The organism is Luteimonas sp. 22616 (assembly GCF_052044325.1).
GTDB lineage: Bacteria > Pseudomonadota > Gammaproteobacteria > Xanthomonadales > Xanthomonadaceae > Luteimonas.
The window spans coordinates 2619913-2635507 of sequence record NZ_JBQEMW010000001.1 but is presented as its reverse complement, the minus strand read 5'-3'; the positions used below and the strand labels follow the sequence as shown (position 1 = coordinate 2635507).

At 69.7% G+C, this 15595-nt stretch carries 15 protein-coding genes; 7 read left to right on the top strand and 8 right to left on the bottom strand.

Annotation, left to right across the window (positions count from 1 at the left end; translation table 11 throughout):
* Positions 1-5: 5 nt before the first annotated feature.
* The 4 genes from mdoH (at position 6) to hemC (ending at position 4693) form a co-directional block, all read left to right on the top strand.
* Positions 6-1874 (top strand): glucans biosynthesis glucosyltransferase MdoH, encoded by a 1869-nt coding sequence (mdoH, locus tag ACTJIL_RS12050; protein WP_440755915.1) that lies wholly within the window; start codon positions 6-8, stop codon positions 1872-1874.
* A gap of 192 nt (positions 1875-2066) precedes the next feature.
* Positions 2067-2735: an alpha/beta hydrolase gene (locus ACTJIL_RS12045; RefSeq protein WP_440755914.1), complete on the top strand. Its 669-nt coding sequence runs from the start codon at positions 2067-2069 to the stop codon at positions 2733-2735.
* Between the two features lie 176 nt (positions 2736-2911).
* Positions 2912-3649 (top strand): LytR/AlgR family response regulator transcription factor, encoded by a 738-nt coding sequence (locus ACTJIL_RS12040; RefSeq protein WP_440755742.1) that lies wholly within the window; start codon positions 2912-2914, stop codon positions 3647-3649.
* A gap of 126 nt (positions 3650-3775) precedes the next feature.
* Entirely contained in the window at positions 3776-4693 is a 918-nt protein-coding gene (gene hemC, locus ACTJIL_RS12035; protein ID WP_440755741.1) for a hydroxymethylbilane synthase, read from the top strand.
* Positions 4694-4763: 70 nt separating this feature from the next.
* On the opposite strand, the gene ACTJIL_RS12030 is transcribed toward hemC, so the two are convergent.
* From ACTJIL_RS12030 to ACTJIL_RS11995, 8 genes are all read right to left on the bottom strand, one after another.
* A complete protein-coding gene (locus ACTJIL_RS12030) occupies positions 4764-5447 on the bottom strand; it encodes a DUF481 domain-containing protein (protein ID WP_440755740.1) in 684 nt (227 codons plus the stop codon).
* Between the two features lie 143 nt (positions 5448-5590).
* Positions 5591-6016 (bottom strand): PaaI family thioesterase, encoded by a 426-nt coding sequence (locus tag ACTJIL_RS12025; RefSeq protein ID WP_440755739.1) that lies wholly within the window; start codon positions 6014-6016, stop codon positions 5591-5593.
* A gap of 37 nt (positions 6017-6053) precedes the next feature.
* Positions 6054-7004 (bottom strand): dimethyl sulfoxide reductase anchor subunit family protein, encoded by a 951-nt coding sequence (locus tag ACTJIL_RS12020; RefSeq protein WP_440755738.1) that lies wholly within the window; start codon positions 7002-7004, stop codon positions 6054-6056.
* Between the two features lie 431 nt (positions 7005-7435).
* On the bottom strand, positions 7436-8212 hold the full coding sequence (locus ACTJIL_RS12015; RefSeq protein ID WP_440755737.1) for a 4Fe-4S dicluster domain-containing protein: 777 nt from the start codon (positions 8210-8212) through the stop codon (positions 7436-7438).
* Complete coding sequence (locus ACTJIL_RS12010) at positions 8209-8436, bottom strand: hypothetical protein (protein ID WP_440755736.1); 228 nt, start codon at positions 8434-8436, stop codon at positions 8209-8211. The genes ACTJIL_RS12015 and ACTJIL_RS12010 overlap by 4 nt, the downstream gene beginning before the upstream one ends.
* Positions 8433-11432 carry a molybdopterin oxidoreductase family protein gene (locus ACTJIL_RS12005; RefSeq protein WP_440755735.1) on the bottom strand — a complete coding sequence of 1000 codons (3000 nt, stop codon included), beginning with the start codon at positions 11430-11432 and terminating at the stop codon, positions 8433-8435. Before ACTJIL_RS12005 ends, ACTJIL_RS12010 begins: the two co-directional genes overlap by 4 nt.
* A 27-nt stretch (positions 11433-11459) precedes the next feature.
* Positions 11460-12080 (bottom strand): hypothetical protein, encoded by a 621-nt coding sequence (locus ACTJIL_RS12000; protein WP_440755734.1) that lies wholly within the window; start codon positions 12078-12080, stop codon positions 11460-11462.
* A gap of 64 nt (positions 12081-12144) precedes the next feature.
* Entirely contained in the window at positions 12145-12825 is a 681-nt protein-coding gene (locus ACTJIL_RS11995; RefSeq protein WP_440755733.1) for a hypothetical protein, read from the bottom strand.
* Positions 12826-12910: 85 nt separating this feature from the next.
* Here ACTJIL_RS11995 and ACTJIL_RS11990 point away from each other — a divergent pair, with 85 nt between their 5' ends.
* From ACTJIL_RS11990 to ACTJIL_RS11980, 3 genes are all read left to right on the top strand, one after another.
* Positions 12911-13879: a helix-turn-helix transcriptional regulator gene (locus ACTJIL_RS11990; RefSeq protein ID WP_440755732.1), complete on the top strand. Its 969-nt coding sequence runs from the start codon at positions 12911-12913 to the stop codon at positions 13877-13879.
* A gap of 16 nt (positions 13880-13895) precedes the next feature.
* Entirely contained in the window at positions 13896-14768 is an 873-nt protein-coding gene (locus ACTJIL_RS11985; protein WP_440755731.1) for a patatin-like phospholipase family protein, read from the top strand.
* Between the two features lie 212 nt (positions 14769-14980).
* The gene (locus ACTJIL_RS11980; protein ID WP_440755730.1) at positions 14981-15316 is read left to right on the top strand and encodes a hypothetical protein; all 336 of its coding nucleotides are present in this window, start codon (positions 14981-14983) and stop codon (positions 15314-15316) included.
* Positions 15317-15595: the final 279 nt, after the last annotated feature.

Sequence of the window (15595 nt, the reverse complement as noted above, 5' to 3'; positions counted from 1 at the left end):
CGACGATGGACGCCGCGACGGCGCTGCCACCCGAGGCGCCGCTGGACATGCCGGTGCAGTCGCTGCGCGAGGGCCGGATGCAGGGGCGCCGGTTCCCGACCACGCCGGGCGGCATGTTCTGGCGCCGTACGGCGGTGATCGGTGCCGCGATGCTGCTCACCCTGGTCGCCACCTACCAGATCTGGTGGCTGCTGCGCGGCGACGGCACCGACGTGCTGGAGACGGTGCTGCTGGTGCTGTTCGTGTTCCTGTTCGCGTGGATCGTGCAGGCCTTCGTCGGCGCGCTGGCCGGCTTCGTGCTGATCGTGTCGAAGCGGCGCGCGCGGCTCGGGCTGTCGGCGAAGATCCCGCTGCCGGTGGTTTCCTCGCGCACCGCGCTGCTGATGCCGACCTACAACGAGGATCCCGAGCGGCTGATGGCGGGGCTGCAGGCGATCCACGAATCGCTGGCCGCGACCGGGCAGCAGGACCGCTTCGATTTCTTCGTGCTCAGCGACACCCGCAACGCCGACATCCAGCGTGCCGAGCGGCTCGCGTTCGATGCGCTGCGCGAACGGCTCGGCACCGATGCGCGCGTGTTCTACCGCCTGCGCGACGACAACCACGAGCGCAAGGCCGGCAACATCTCCGACTGGGTGCGGCGCTGGGGCGGCGCGTATCCGCAATTCCTGATCCTCGACGCCGACAGCCTGATGACCGGCGACACCATCGTGCGTCTCGCCGGCGCGATGGAAGGCCACGACGATGTCGCGCTGATCCAGACCCTGCCGGTGATCGTCAACGGCAACACGCTGTTCGCGCGCATGCAGCAGTTCGCCGGACGCGTGTACGGGCCGGTGATCGCCTACGGCGTGGCGTGGTGGCACGGCGCCGAGAGCAACTACTGGGGCCACAACGCGATGATCCGCACGCATGCGTTCGCGCAGTGCGCCGGATTGCCGGAACTGCGCGGGGTGAAGCCGTTCGCGGGCACCGTGCTCAGCCACGATTTCGTCGAGGCGGCGCTGCTGCGCCGCGGCGGCTGGGCATTGCACATGGTGCCGTCGCTGGCGGGCAGCTACGAGGAAGGCCCGCCGTCGCTGACCGACATGCTGGTGCGCGACCGCCGCTGGTGCCAGGGCAACCTGCAGCACGGCGCGGTGCTGCCGTCGAAGGGGCTGCACTGGGTCAGCCGCTGGCACCTGTTGATCGGCATCGGCCATTACTTCACCGCACCGATGTGGGCGATGCTGATGCTGGTCGGGCTGGCGATCCCGCTGCATCACGCCGGGTTGTCGTGGGGCAACATCGAACTGTCGGGGTTCTCGCCGACCACCTACTGGCGCGAACAGGACCCGGACCGCTTCGTGTGGGTGTTCGTGTTCACCATGGGCATGCTGCTGGCGCCGAAGCTGATGGGCTTCATCGCCACCATCAGCGACCGCGACATGCGCCGTGGCTGCGGCGGCGCGTGGCGCGCCTTCGTCGGCATGGGGCTGGAAACAGTGCTGGCTGCGCTGATGGCGCCGGTGACGATGTACGTGCAGTCGCGCGGCGTGGCAGAAGTGCTCGCGGGCAAGGATTCGGGCTGGGAATCGCAGCGCCGCGATGATGGCAGCCTGCCGTTCTCCAGCCTGCTACGCAGCTATGGCGGGCTGAGCCTGCTGGGCGTGCTGGCCGCGGTGATGGCGTGGAGCATCTCGCCGGCGCTGGCGGCGTGGATGTCGCCGGTGATCCTCGGCCTGGTGCTGTCGATCCCGATCGTGATGCTGACCTCGGCGCGCGCGCCGGGGCAGTGGCTGCGTCGGCGGCGGATCTTCTGCACGCCCGAGGAGCTTTCGCCGCCCGCGGTGCTGGTGCGTGCCAGCGAATTGCGCGCGCAGCGAGGCGCGTAGGGGCTGCGTCCCCGACGCCATGTTTTCTCCTTCCCCTTCAAGGAGAAGGCCGGGATGGGGATGGTGTTCGTTCGTATGCAGCAAGACATCGCCGCCCGTAACACCATCCCCACCCAACCCTCCCCTTGAAGGGGAGGGCTCAGGCAGTGCCGCATGGGCATAATGGCCGTCGACGTCCACGACGGAAATCACATGCTGCTCGAGACCATCGAACGCGAGACCGGCCCGGCGCCGCAACACAGCGTGATCTGGCTGCACGGCCTCGGCGCCGATGGCGGCGACTTCGTGCCGATCCTGCCGGAACTGGTGCGGCCGGCGTGGCCGCCGATCCGCTTCGTGTTCCCGCACGCGCCGGTGCGCCCGGTGACGATCAACAACGGCGTGCCGATGCGCGCCTGGTACGACATCCGCGAGGCCGACCTGGCCAACCGCGCCGACGAAGCCGGCGTGGCGGCGTCGGAGCAACAGGTCGAGGCGCTGATCGCGCGCGAGGTCGAGCGCGGCGTGCCGGCGTCGCGGATCTTCCTCGCCGGCTTCTCGCAGGGCGGCGCGATCACGCTCGCCGCCGGCCTGCGTCGCAGCGAGCCGCTGGCCGGCCTGATCGCGCTGTCGACCTACATTCCCGCCGCGCACAAGGCCGCGACGGTGCTGGTCGATGGCGCCAACGCGCAGCCGGTGTTCATGGGCCACGGCACCCAGGACCCGGTGGTGCCGCTGCGCGCCGGCGAGCACGGCGCGGCGCTGCTGCGCGAATTGGGCTTCGCGGTGGACTGGCATGCGTACCCGATGCCGCATTCGGTCTGCCTGGAGGAGATCCGCGACCTCGGCGACTGGCTGTCGCGCCGGCTGACGAGTGCATGATTTTGTAGGAGCGGCTTCAGCCGCGAGCTTTTGATGCACCCCGACCCAAAAGCTCGCGGCTGAAGCCGCTCCTACAGTGGTCCGGGACGGGGAGTATCCCCGCATGGCCCCGCCGCGGCGCGACCGTTACTATCGGCGCGAACCCGCCCCTTAGCTGCCCCGAGGACGTCAAGACCATGAAGGTGGTCATCGCCGACGACGAACCGCTGGCCCGCGAGCGCCTGCGCGCGCTGCTGGCCGAGCACCCGGACCTGGTGCTGGTGGCCGAGGCCGGCGACGGTCGCGAGGCGCTGCATGCCTGCGCCGAGCATGATGCCGACGTGGTGCTGCTGGACATCGCCATGCCCGGCATCGACGGGCTCGAGGCCGCGCGGCACCTAGCCGCGTTCGAGCCGCGGCCGGCGGTGGTGTTCTGCACCGCGTACGACGCGCACGCGCTGTCGGCGTTCGAGGCCGCCGCGGTCGACTACCTGGTCAAGCCCGTGCGCCCCGAGCGCCTGCACGCGGCGCTCGAGCGCGCACGCACCTTCGTCGCCGGGCGCGACCACAACGCCGCCGCCGGCCGCGACGGCAAGGGCCGCCAGCGCACCCACCTGTGCGCGCGTCTGCGCGGCAGCCTGCGCCTGATCCCGATCGAGGACATCCACTACCTGCAGGCCGAGGAGAAATACGTGGTAGTGCACCACGCCCGCGGCGAGGACCTGATCGAGGAGTCGCTGAAATCGCTGGAGGAGGAGTTCGGCGAGCGCTTCCTGCGCATCCACCGCAACTGCCTGATCGCGCGCCACGAGCTGGTCGAACTGCGGCGCGAGGCCGATGGCCGCGTGCACGCGATCCTGCGCCACGGCAGCCAGCCGCTGGAAGTCAGCCGCCGCTGCGTGGCCGGGTTGAAGGAAGTGGTCAAGCAGCTGTAGATGTCCTTGCGGGAGCGGCTTCAGCCGCGAGCTGTCGAGCCTCCGGCATCAAGGATCAAGAGCTCGCGGCTGAAGCCGCTTCCACAGGTCGTCCCACGGGCCGCGGCCCAGCGGCGATAATGGCGCATGGCCACGATCCGCATCGCCACCCGCAAAAGCCCGCTCGCCCTCTGGCAAAGCGAACATGCCGCCGACCTGCTGCGCGCGGCGCATCCGGGGCTGGACGTGGTGCTGGTGCCGATGACCACCCGCGGCGACGAGGTGCTGGACCGCTCGCTGGCGGCGATCGGCGGCAAGGGCCTGTTCCTCAAGGAACTGGAACTGGCGATGCTGCGCGGCGACGCCGACTGCGCGGTGCATTCGCTCAAGGACGTGCCGATGGAACTCGAGGGCCCGTTCGCGCTGCCCGCGATCCTCGCGCGCGCCGACCACGCCGACGCCTTCGTCAGCAACCATCACGACAACCTCGACGCCTTGCCCGAAGGCGCGCGCGTCGGCACCTCGTCGCTGCGCCGCCAGGCGCAGCTGCGGGCGCGGCGCCCCGACCTGCAGCTGATCGACCTGCGCGGCAACGTCAACAGTCGCCTGGCGAAACTCGACAGCGGCGACTATGACGCGATCGTGCTCGCCTGCGCTGGCCTGCTGCGGCTCGGCTTTGGCGCGCGCATCCGCGCACGGCTCGATGCGCCCGACTGGCTGCCGGCGCCGGCGCAGGGCGCGATCGCGATCGAATGCCGCGAAGCCGACGCGCCGACCCGCGCGCTGTGCGCGGCGCTCGACGACGCGCCCACGCGCACCTGCGTGGAGGCCGAGCGCGCTATGAACCGCGCGCTCCACGGCAGCTGCCACGTGCCGGTGGCGGCGCTGGCGCGGCTCGACGGCGCGCAGCTGCTGCTGCAGGGGTTGGTCGGTTCGGCGGAGGATGGCCGCGCCGTGCGCGCGGAAGACACCGGTGATGCAACGCAGGCCGAGGCGATCGGCATTGCCGTCGCACGCCGGCTGCTGGATGCGGGCGCGGGGGCATTCCTGCCGCCCCGGGAGTGATCCACCGGAGCGGCGGCGCCGCTGCACCAAAGGCATCGCGACCGTCGCGCCTTGCGCGCGACCGTCGTGCTCAGAACGCGTAGTGCAGGTTCAGTGATCCGTGGGCGTCGGTGCTGCCGCGGCCGCCGTCGCCGGCGCTGTCGTGGTTGACCTCCAGCCGTGACTGCAGCGTCCAGCGCGGCTGCAGCAGGATGTCCACGCCTAGCGTCTGGCGCACGAAGGTGTTGTGGCGGCCGGTTTCCACCCGGATCTGCTGGTTGAGCTCGGCCCAGTCGCCGAAGCGCTGCGACACGCGCAGCCCGCCGCTTGCGATCACGCCGATCGAGGCGGTGCCGTAGTCGGCGTAGGGCTGCAGGCGGTAGCCGGTGCCCAGTTCCAGTTGCACCTGGGTGCCGGGACGGCGGATCGCCTCCATGCCGAACGTGGTGTCGACCTTGGCGTAGCTGGCCTCGGCGTCGACCCATTCGCGGCGCGTGGCCGGGGCGTGCAGCGCGGCGTAGCTGCGGGTGGCCAGCGGCGACGCCCGCACCGGACGCAGGCGCGGCACGGTGCCGGGAACCTTGGGCTTCCACAGCGTGGTGTAGGGCGTGGACGCCAGCCATTCCGCGTCCGGGCAGACCAGCCGATAGCACGGCGCGCGCAGCGAGACGTGCCCGGCCGCGATGGCGAGCACGGCCGGTTCGCCCGGCGATTCGGGCAAGGGCTGCTGGAAAACGGGCAGGCCGGCAAGCGCCAGCCACCAGACCGCGGGCATGGCAAGACTCGGTGGAAACGATTACAGCGGGATTATGCCGGCCCGGCGATGACAATCCAAAGATCCGGGGGTGATCCGGGTCACGCATTCAGGAAGCGGATGGTTAGCCGGCGTCCCGAGGCGCACCAGGCCTGGCTGGCTCGTCAGGCATCGTCGCGGCGGCTGCCCACGGTGGTGATCGTGCCTTGTGCGATGGCGCACAGGGTCTCGTCGCCACCGGAGAGGGAAAAGACCTCGCAGCGGCAGACGGCCTGCGTCCTGCCTGCATGGACGACGCTTGCCCGGGCCACGAGTGCATCGCCCATGGCCGGCCGCACGTAGTTGATCTTGAACTCCGACGTGACGACGGCCGGCCCCAGCGCGGCGCCTCCGGCAAAGGTCAGGGCGTTGTCGGCAGCATAGGAGACGACGCCGCCATGGACGAACCCGTTCTGCTGCGTGACCTGCGCTGTGACGGGCACGCGCAGTTCGACACCTTCCGCGGAGAACCGGGTGAGTTCGGCGTCGAGAAGCCTGCTGAACGATTGGGCGTGCAGGACCTGTCTTGCGGCTTCGATGGAAACGGGCATGGCGCGGGCTCGCCGGGATGGGTGATTCGACAACGGTTTAGTAATACAGCGTGACCACATGGCGGGCCTGGGCGAAGAACAGCCAGCGCTCGACGAAAGCGCCAGCCAGCAGCAGCGTCGCCGCCGCGCCCAGTGCGAACGCCGGGCCGCAGGCCGCCAGCAGCAGGTAGCCCAGCAGCGGCCCGCCGACCACCAGCGCGCAGGCGCCGACACGCAGCCGGCGCGCGTGTTGGCGTGCGACCTGGAACGCCATCTCGCGAGTGATGTAGTTGGCTTCCGTATGCGGGCGTTCGAACACCGTGGCCTCGCGCCCCGGCAGGCCGATCGCCGCGCCGCGGCTGCCCGGCAGGCCATCGCGATCGATGTCGCGCCAGTACCGCCATTTCAGCGCCACCAGCATCGCGGCGACGATCGCCAGCGCCAGCAGCATTGCGCTCGGCCCCCGGTGGCCGGGCATCGCCAGCATCAGTGCGAACAGCAGCGCCAGCCCGGTCAGCAGCGCGAACAGCAGGTACACCGGCAACACCAGCGGATGACGCCAGGCCGGGATCGGCTTGAGCGAGGCGTAGATCATCGCCGTGCAGGCCACCGTCGCCAGCGCGCACAGCGCCAGCACGATGCCGGACACCGCCAGCAAAGGCGCAGTGACCGGGCCGGACATGCCCCGCCACAGCAACGCGCCCACCGCTAGAGCCGGCAGCAGCGTCGCGATCGCCATCACGCCTTCGCGCGACAGCCACGACGTGCGCCACTGCGAGAACGCGCGCCAAGAACGCAGCGGCTTGCCGAGATGGCCGAGCGAGGCCAGCAGCCCGGCCGTCGACAGCAGCAGCCCCAGCAGCAGCGCCGCCAGCTGCACGCCGGTGTGCGCTGGCAATGCCTGGCCGCGCAGGACGGACAGTGCGATCCAGGCGCCGAGCCAGGCGAGCAGCCCGTAGCCTGCGCCGGAGAAAGTGGTGAAGAAAATAACGGACAGCGCGGGGTGCATGGTGGTGGGTTGGGGTTCCAGGCTTTTGGATGGAGTGAAGTTGGTGTTCGTTTACGGGTGTTCGTGGTGTTTCCAGATTGCTGTTGACTCTGTCGTTCCGCTGTCGCTGTTGCTCCCGATGCGGCTGTCGCTATCGCTGCTCCTGCTCCTGCTCCTGCTCTTGCTGTTGTTCTTGATCGTCATTCCCGCGCAGGCGGGAATCCAGGGACGTTGCTTTCAGGGCGTTGTCGGATCACGGAGCCAAAGCGAAGGTCCCTGGATTCCCGCCTGCGCGGGAATGACGACCTGATGGGGCGTCAGTAATCCCGACCTGCATCACACCCACCCATGCGCCTACTACTGCCATCACCCATCACCCATCACCGCCACCACCACCACCACCACCACCACCACCACCACCACGGTAATTCCGGACGGACACCCGGCAAAACCTACCGCTTCAACAGGCGCCCCAGCCAATGCAGCGGTGATGTCGCCTCGGTCGCGTTGTCCTGCGCAATGTCTTCGCCGCCGCCAGCACCATCGCGCCGCGGGCGCGGCGGCAGGTAGCGGTTGACCGGGTTGTAGCCCAGCTCCGGCATCAGCGCCACGCCACCGCGTTCGGCGACCAGTTTCGAGACCTTCGATTCCGGGTCGCCGAGGTCGCCGAAGTGGCGCGCCTTGGTCGGGCAGGCCTGCACGCAGGCCGGCTGGCGTTCGCTTTCGTCGAGGTTCTCGTTGTAGATGCGGTCCACGCACAGCGTGCATTTCTTCATCACGCCTTCGACCGGCGAATACTCGCGCGCGCCGTACGGGCAGGCCCAGCTGCACAGCTTGCAGCCGATGCACTTGTCCTCGTCGACCAGCACGATGCCGTCCTCGGCGCGCTTGTAGCTGGCGCCGGTAGGGCACACGGTCACGCAGGCCGGTGTCTCGCAGTGCAGGCAGGAACGCGGAAAGTGCAGCGTCATCGCTGGCTGTGCGGCCTCGGCGGCGATGCTGCCCTGCGACGCGCACGCGGACGTCGGCGCGATCTCGTAGCTGTGCACGCGGTTGAACCAGACCCCGGACGGATCCTTGCCGTAGGGGTTCTCGTCGGTCAGCGGTCCGGCGATGCCGCCGGCGTTCCATTCCTTGCAGCTCGTCGCGCAGGCGTGGCAGCCGACGCAGGTGTCGAGATCGATCACCAGTCCCAGCTTGACCTTCGACGGCGGCGGCAGCGCGGTCATGGCAACTCCCGGTGGCGCAGTTTGCCCGAGCCGTAGCCGACCAGCAGCAGCGAGAACACGAAGCCGAATGCCGCCCGCCAGCGCGGCGAGGGCGGCGGCACCATGGTGTCCATGCGCATCTGCGGGAATGCGGACGGATCGATGAATGCCCAGGTGCTGATGACCAGGCCGCAGATGCCCGCGAGCAGGCACGCCCAGCGCACGAAGATGGAGAGGCGTCTCATCGCTTGTATGCCCTGGCTCGCAGCGCGGCGCCGTAGCGCAGTGGCGCTTCGTCGGCCTCGGCGAAACCGAGCGGCGCGAACTGCGGCCGTGCCTGCCCAGCGGCATCCACGGCGACCTTGCCGATGCGCACGCGCAGGTCGAACCACGCCGCCTGCCCGGTGACGGGATCGGCGTTGGCGTAGTCGCCGCGCGGGGTGATGTCGGAGATCAGGTGGTTCATCAGGAAGCCCTTCCCGCCTTCCGGCGCATTCTTCGCCAGCCGCCACGCACCGCGGCGCTTGCCGATGGCGTTCCACGTCCACACCGTATCGGGCTGCACGTTGCCGGCGAACTTCGCCTGCACGGTGATGCTGCCGTGATGCGAGGTGACGCTGATCCAGTCCTCGTCGACAATGCCATGCTTCGCGCCGGTGTCGGGGTGCAGGTACAGGTAGTTGCGCGCGGTGATCTGCCGCAGCCATGCGTTCTGCGAACCCCACGAGTGGTACATGAACATCGGGCGCTGGGTGACCGCATGCAATGGGAATGGATTGTTTCCCTGTCCGCCACGGGATGCGTTGCCCCCCTCCCCTTCAAGGGGAGGGCTGGGGAGGGGATGGGGTTGCGTCGAATCGTACTGATGCGAGGCTCCGGCCTGCGCGGATTCAAACGGCTCATACCAGATCGGCAACGGATCGAAATACGTGGCAACACGCTCGCGATGCTCCGGCGGCGGCTGGTGCTCGCCGTGGCCCTGCGCGGCAAGACGGAACTTCTGCAGCGGCTCCGAATACAGCTGCAGCACGATCGGCGCGGTCGAGCCGACGAAGCCGAGCTTCTGCGCCCACTCGAGATAGCCGCGGTTAGCCATCTTGAAGTAGCGGGCATGCTCCGGGATCTCCTCGCGCCAGAACCCGTTGTTCTCGATGTAGCGCTGCAGCTGGTCCGGATTCGGCGCGCCCTTGCCGTGCTGCGTGCCGTCTTCGCCGCGCCAGCCGGCAAGCAGGCCGACGCCGGGCGCACGTTCGTGGCGGACGATGTAGTCGGCGTAGTCGCGGTACAGCGGCGAACCGTCGGCATGCACCATGCCGGGCAGGCCGAGGCGCGCGCCGAGGTCGAGCAGCACCGACTGGAAGCCGCGCACGTCGCGTTGCCGACCATCGCTGCCTGCCTGCGTTGCCGGATCGAACACGGGATGCCGGATCGCATCGGCGGCGCCGTCGGCGTCGGAGATCGGCCGGTCGAGCAGGCTGATCGCGTCGAAGCGCTCCAGGTAGGTGGTGTCCGGCAGCACCAGGTCGGCGTAGGCGACCATCTCCGAGGCGAAAGCGTCGGAATAGATGATGTGCGGAATGCGGTAATCGCCGCTTTCGTCCTTGTCGGTCAGCCACTGCATGGTCTGCCCGGTGTTCATGGCCGAGTTCCAGCTCATGTTGGCCATGAACATCAGCAGCGTGTCGATCGGGTACGGATCGCCGGCGTGCGCGTTGCGGATCACGGTGTGCATCATTCCGTGCGCGGACAGTGGATAGGCCCACGAGAATGCATGGTCGATGCGTCGCGGCTGCCCGTTCCCGTCGACCAGCAGGTCTTCGGGACCGTGCACGTAGCCGAGCGGTCCGGCATCGAGGGTCCCGTCGGGCTTGCGCGCCTTGCCCGGGCGGTTCGGCAGCGGAATGGGTTTGGGGTACGGCGGCTGGTAGCGGAACGAGCCCGGCGCGTCGATCGCGCCGAGCAGCAGCTGCAGCAGATGCAGCGCGCGGCAGGTGTGGAAGCCGTTGCTGTGCGCGCTGATGCCGCGCATCGCGTGCATCGACACCGGGCGGCCGACCATCTCCTTGTGCTCGCGGCCCCAGGCATCGGTCCAGGCAATGGGCAGCTTGAGGTTGCTGTCGAACGCGGCCTGCGCGAGTTCGCGCGCGATGCGGCGGATGGTATCGGCGGGGATGCCGCAGTGTTCGCTGACCGCGTCGGGTGCGTACTGCGGATCGAGGTAGCGCTCGGCGATCAGCTGGAACACCGGCGTGGCCCTGCGGCCGTCGGCAAGCGTGTACTCGCCGACCACCGCGGGCGCAATGTCGATCGCGTCGGCACGTGCCTGCGCTCCCTCCCCTGCCTCCGCAGGTGGAGGAGCAACGGCCCAGCACAGCACGTTGCCCTCGGCATCGCGCGCGAACAGCCCGTCGTCCGCGCCGCCGGGATTGCGCACCACCAGCCAGTGCGCATTCGCATAGCGCACCAGGTAGTCCAGGTCGATGCGGTCCATCCGCAGCAGTTCATGGATCAGCGCGAACGCGAACAGGCCGTCGGTGCCGGGCCGGATGCCGATCCATTCGTCGGCGATCGCGCCGTATCCACTGCGCACCGGATTGACCGCGACGACCTTGGCGCCGCGCGCCTTCAGCTTGCCGAGGCCGAGCTTGATCGGGTTCGAATCGTGGTCTTCGGCCACGCCCCACAGCATCAGGTACTGCGTGTGGTCCCAGTCGGGCTCGCCGAACTCCCAGAAGCTGCCGCCGAAGGTGTACAGGCCGCCGGCGGCCATGTTGACCGAGCAGAAACCGCCGTGCGCGGCGTAGTTGATGGTGCCGAACTGCTGCGCCCACCAGCCGGTCAGCGCCTGCGACTGGTCGCGGCCGGTGAAGAACGCGAGCTCATCGGGATTGCGTTCGCGGATCGGCGCCAGCCACGAAGTCGCCAGCTGCAGCGCTTCTTCCCACTCGATTTCCCTGAATTCGCCCTTGCCGCGCTCGCCCACGCGCAGCAGCGGTTTCTCCAGCCGTGCCGGCGCGTAGTGCTGCATGATCCCGGAGGCGCCTTTCGCGCACAGCACGCCCTGGTTGACCGGGTGCGCGGGATTGCCCTGGATGTAGCGGATCACCTTTCCCCGATCGCCACCGTCCGCCAGCCACACCTTGATGCCGCAGCGGCAGGCGCACATGTAGCAGGTGGTGGTCTTGACCTCGTCGCCCGGCGAAGGCGACAGGTCCAGTGCTGGCTCGTTCGGCGGGCGCATGGCCGCATTGTGCACGCACGGCGCGCGTCAGTCACAAAGGTCGCGCTTGCGGCGCAATTCTTCCTGCAGCAGCTCGCTGTCGCCCAACTGCGACAGTTCGCCGATGTTGCTGGCCACGCGTTGGCAGGGATCGGTGGTGTAGCCGGGGCCGCCGGCCATCGCTCCAATCTTCAGCAATGCGCCGCGGATGCTTGGCGGCGCGCGCATGCGGAACCTGTCGCTTCCGGCGCCGGGCAGCTTCGCGCGTCGGTGGGCGAGCGGGTCAGGTGCGAACGGTGTGTCGCCGCCGTCGCGGGCGCCGGAGGGTTGCCGGGCCTGTTCGATGAAGACCGCGCTCATCGACCTGTTCGGAACCGGTGCGGCGGCCGGCGCCGCTTCGGGTGTCGTCGGGCGTGTCGTCGCGCGTGCCGGCGGACTGCGCACCGGTGCCGGTGTCCGGCGCGGCGCATCCGGCGCGGTCGTGGGGGCGGGCGCCATCGATGGTTCCGAAGGTTCGATCCACGTCACCTGCAGCGCGTCATCCGCATCGCCGGCCGGCTCCGGCAGGACGGCCTTCCGCGTCAGTACCCACCAGAACACGAGGTGCGCGCCGAGCACGAACAGCCACGCGAACACACGACCACCATCGACTTCCCCTGTCCGCCCCATGCCGCGTTCCGATGTCGAAAGGCGCGCAGTCTGTCGACGCGGCGGTTAAACCGCGGTTATCGATTCATTGTGGCGGCGTGATCTCGATCGACGCGTCGTTGAAGCGCGAGTAGCGGATGGTGGTAGTGACGCTGCGGCCCTGCGAAGTGCCGGCTACCCGCACCTGCAGCGGCAGGTCGTCCTCGCCGATCCACATCGCCACGTCGACCGGTTCCGCGCCGGTTTGCTGCACCAGGTACTTGCGCGCCGGCGTGCCGTCGACCGGGTCGCGGCCCAGTGCGCGCACGGTCGTGGCGGCGGGGTCGTCGCCGAGCCTGGCCGGGTCGCGCCACTTGCCCAGCATGTCCGCGGGCAGCGGCATCTTCATCGACCGGCCGTTGACGTCCATGTACATGGTGTCGCCGACGATGACCTGGGTGCCCAGCCCCGGCATGGTCATGCGGTAGCGGTCCGGGGCGACGAAGTCGAGCTCGTTGGCGATGCTGCCATTGGCGCCGCTGTCGATGTGCATGCTGGCGTGGTAGCTGCTGGCCGCCATGAACTTTCGCATCGCGGCGTCGAGTTCGGCCCTGGGGTTGGCCAGCGGATTCGTGATCGCGGCGATCGGCCCTGTCGCGGACTCCGGGCCGGCCCCGGCGTCGGCAGCCGTCGGCGCCTCCGGTGTGCAGGCCCCGAGGGCGGCCAGGAGCAGGCCCGCAAGCAGGGTGGAGGCGGTGGATCGGGGTCTGGCGTCGTGGCGGGGCATTCCTGGCTCCTGTCGTCGTCGGGTCGTCCACATGACTAAACGCGACCGGCCAGCGAAACATGCCAGCCCGCGCCATAATCGGCCCATGGACCGATACGAACGCATCCTCTCGCTGCACCGCATCCTCAGGACCGCGCGCTACCCGGTAACGGTGGCCCGGCTGCGCGAAGAGCTGGAATGCTCGCGCGCCACGGTCTACCGCGACCTGGCGTTCCTGCGCGACGGCCTGATGGCGCCGGTGGTCGGCGACGGCGAGGCGGGTTTCCGCTACGACGCCGACGAGGGCGACCGTTTCGAGCTGCCCGGCCTGTGGCTCAACTCCGACGAGCTCTACGCACTGCTGGCCGCGCAGCAATTGCTCGCGCGCAGCGGCGGCGGGGTGCTGTCGTCGGCGCTGGCGCCGCTGCAGGGCAGGATCGAGAAGCTGCTGTCCGAACACAGCACGGGCAATCCCTGGCCGATGGAGCGCGTGCGAGTGATTCCGCACCGCACCCGGCGCATGGACGAACACGCATTTCGCACCGTGTGCTCCGCGGTGCTGTCGCGCAGGCAGCTGTCGTTCGAGTACCGCGCCCGCTCCACCGACGAGAAGACCCGGCGCACGGTGTCGCCGCAGCGCATCACCCACTACCGCGACAACTGGTACCTCGACGCGTGGGACGAGGAGAAGGAGGCGCTGCGCAGTTTTTCGGTCGATCGCGTCGGCGCCGCGCGCCAGCTCGACGCCACCGCGCGCGACATCGACGAAGCCCGGCTCGACGAACACCTGGCCGGCAGCTACGGCATCTTCTCCGGCCCGCCCAAGGGCGTGGCGACGATCGTGTTCAGCGCCAAGGCCGCGCGCTGGGTGGCCGACGAGCACTGGCATTCGCAGCAGCAGGGGCGGTATCTCGCCGACGGCCGCTACGAACTGAAGGTGCCGTACAGCGCGCCGCGCGAGCTGCTGATGGACGTGCTGCACTACGGCAGCGATGCCGAGATCGTCGAACCCGAGTCGCTGCGCGCGCAGGCGCGCACGCTGCTCACGCTGGCGCTGGGCAACTACGAGCGCTGAGCCGATGGCCACGGCCATGTCTGACTCCGCGGGCGGCGAACCGATTGCGCTCGCGCTCGGCGCCGGTGGCGCACGCGGGCTGGCGCAGATCGGCGTGATCGAGGCGCTGGAAGCACGCGGGCTGCAGATCGTCTCGGTGGCCGGTTCGTCCAGCGGCGCGCTGGTCGGCGGCGTCTACGCGGCAGGCAAGCTGCGCGAGTTCCGCGACGGCTTCGAGCGTTTGTCGCGCGGCGAATTCCTGCGCCTGCTCGACCCGGTGATGGGGCGCCCCGGCCTGATTGCCGGGCAGCGCCTGGTGGACGCGATGCGCGAGGTGGTCGGCGACCCGCGCATCGAGGAGCTGCCGACCCCCTTCACCGCGGCCGCGGTCGACATGGAACGCCAGCGCGTGGTGTGGCTGCGCAGCGGCCCGCTGTGGGACGCGCTGCGGGCGTCGTTCGCGATCCCGGGCCTGTTCACGCCGCAGGTGGTGCACGGGCGCGAACTGGTCGACGGCGGCCTGCTCGCACCGCTGCCGATCACCGCCACCCGGCTGTCGGACGCGCACCGGCTGGTGGCGGTCGACATGCACAGCCGCCCGCGCCAGCCGCCCGGCGACCCGGCCGACGGCCGCCGCGCGCGACCTGCGCACGGCTCGCGGCTGGGGCGCTGGCTTGACCGCCGCCTGGGCAACCCGCCTTCCGAGGTCGGCCTGGTCGACACCATGTCGCGCGCGCTGGACACCATGCAGGCGCAGATCGCGCGAGTGCAGCTGGCGCTAGACCCGCCGGAGCTGGTCATCGAGATCCCGCGCGACGTGTGCCAGTTCTACGAATTCTGGCGTGCGAAGGAACTGGTCGGCATCGGCCGCGAAGCCGCGGAGAAGGCGCTGGACGCGGCCGGGTACTGACCGCCGACCAATTGCTCTTGTAGGAGCGGCTTCAGCCGCGAGCTTTCGAGCAGCGGCAAAAAGTCAGGAACCAGAAAACCCGCTCCACAAAGGACGGCAAGAGCTCGCGGCTGAAGCCGCTCCTACAAGATTCCGTTCTCCCGATTTGGTCAGGTCGCAGCCTTTGAGATGCCCGCGCGCGACGCTGCGCTCCCGATTCGAGGAGCGCCGCCATGACGCATGCCAGCCTGACGTTCTCCCGCGATACCGCCGCCGGCGCGCCCCCGCTCGCCGCCTGGCTGCTGGGCGCGCTGTTCCTCGGCGCCATCGCCGTGCTTTCGCTGCCGGCCGCACGTGCCGACAGCGCTGCCTTCGGCTCGATGCCGCTGTGGTTGTTGGGCATGCCGCTGGCCAGCCTTGCGGCGCTGGCTGTGTCCCGCCTTTCCCTGCGCCTGCCGCGTCGCCGCATGCCGGACTCGTCACCGGCCATGCGGCGGCGCCGGCCGGGCACCACGCAGGCGCGGCGGCGCGCGGCGCCTGCGCGGACGCGGCTGCCGCGCGCTGCCTGAGCGAGGCCCCGTGTTTCGAGGCACGCATGTCGTATGCGCGCGGTGGATTGCGCGGGCTTGTGGTCGGTCCCTGCCCAGGCATCCCGGGCGCCGCGATCGATCCGGCCTGCGTGATCGCAGGAGCATGAGATCTCCGGGCAGGGAACCCGCGTTGCGGCCGGGATGACTGCCGGGCGGGGGTCTTTGCGTGCCTGCCTCGTTTTCCCCGTCGTTGCCTGACGTTCCCGGACTTTCGGCACGCCAGCCGCGGCGGGGTCCTGTGCTAGCGTTGCCGGCTTC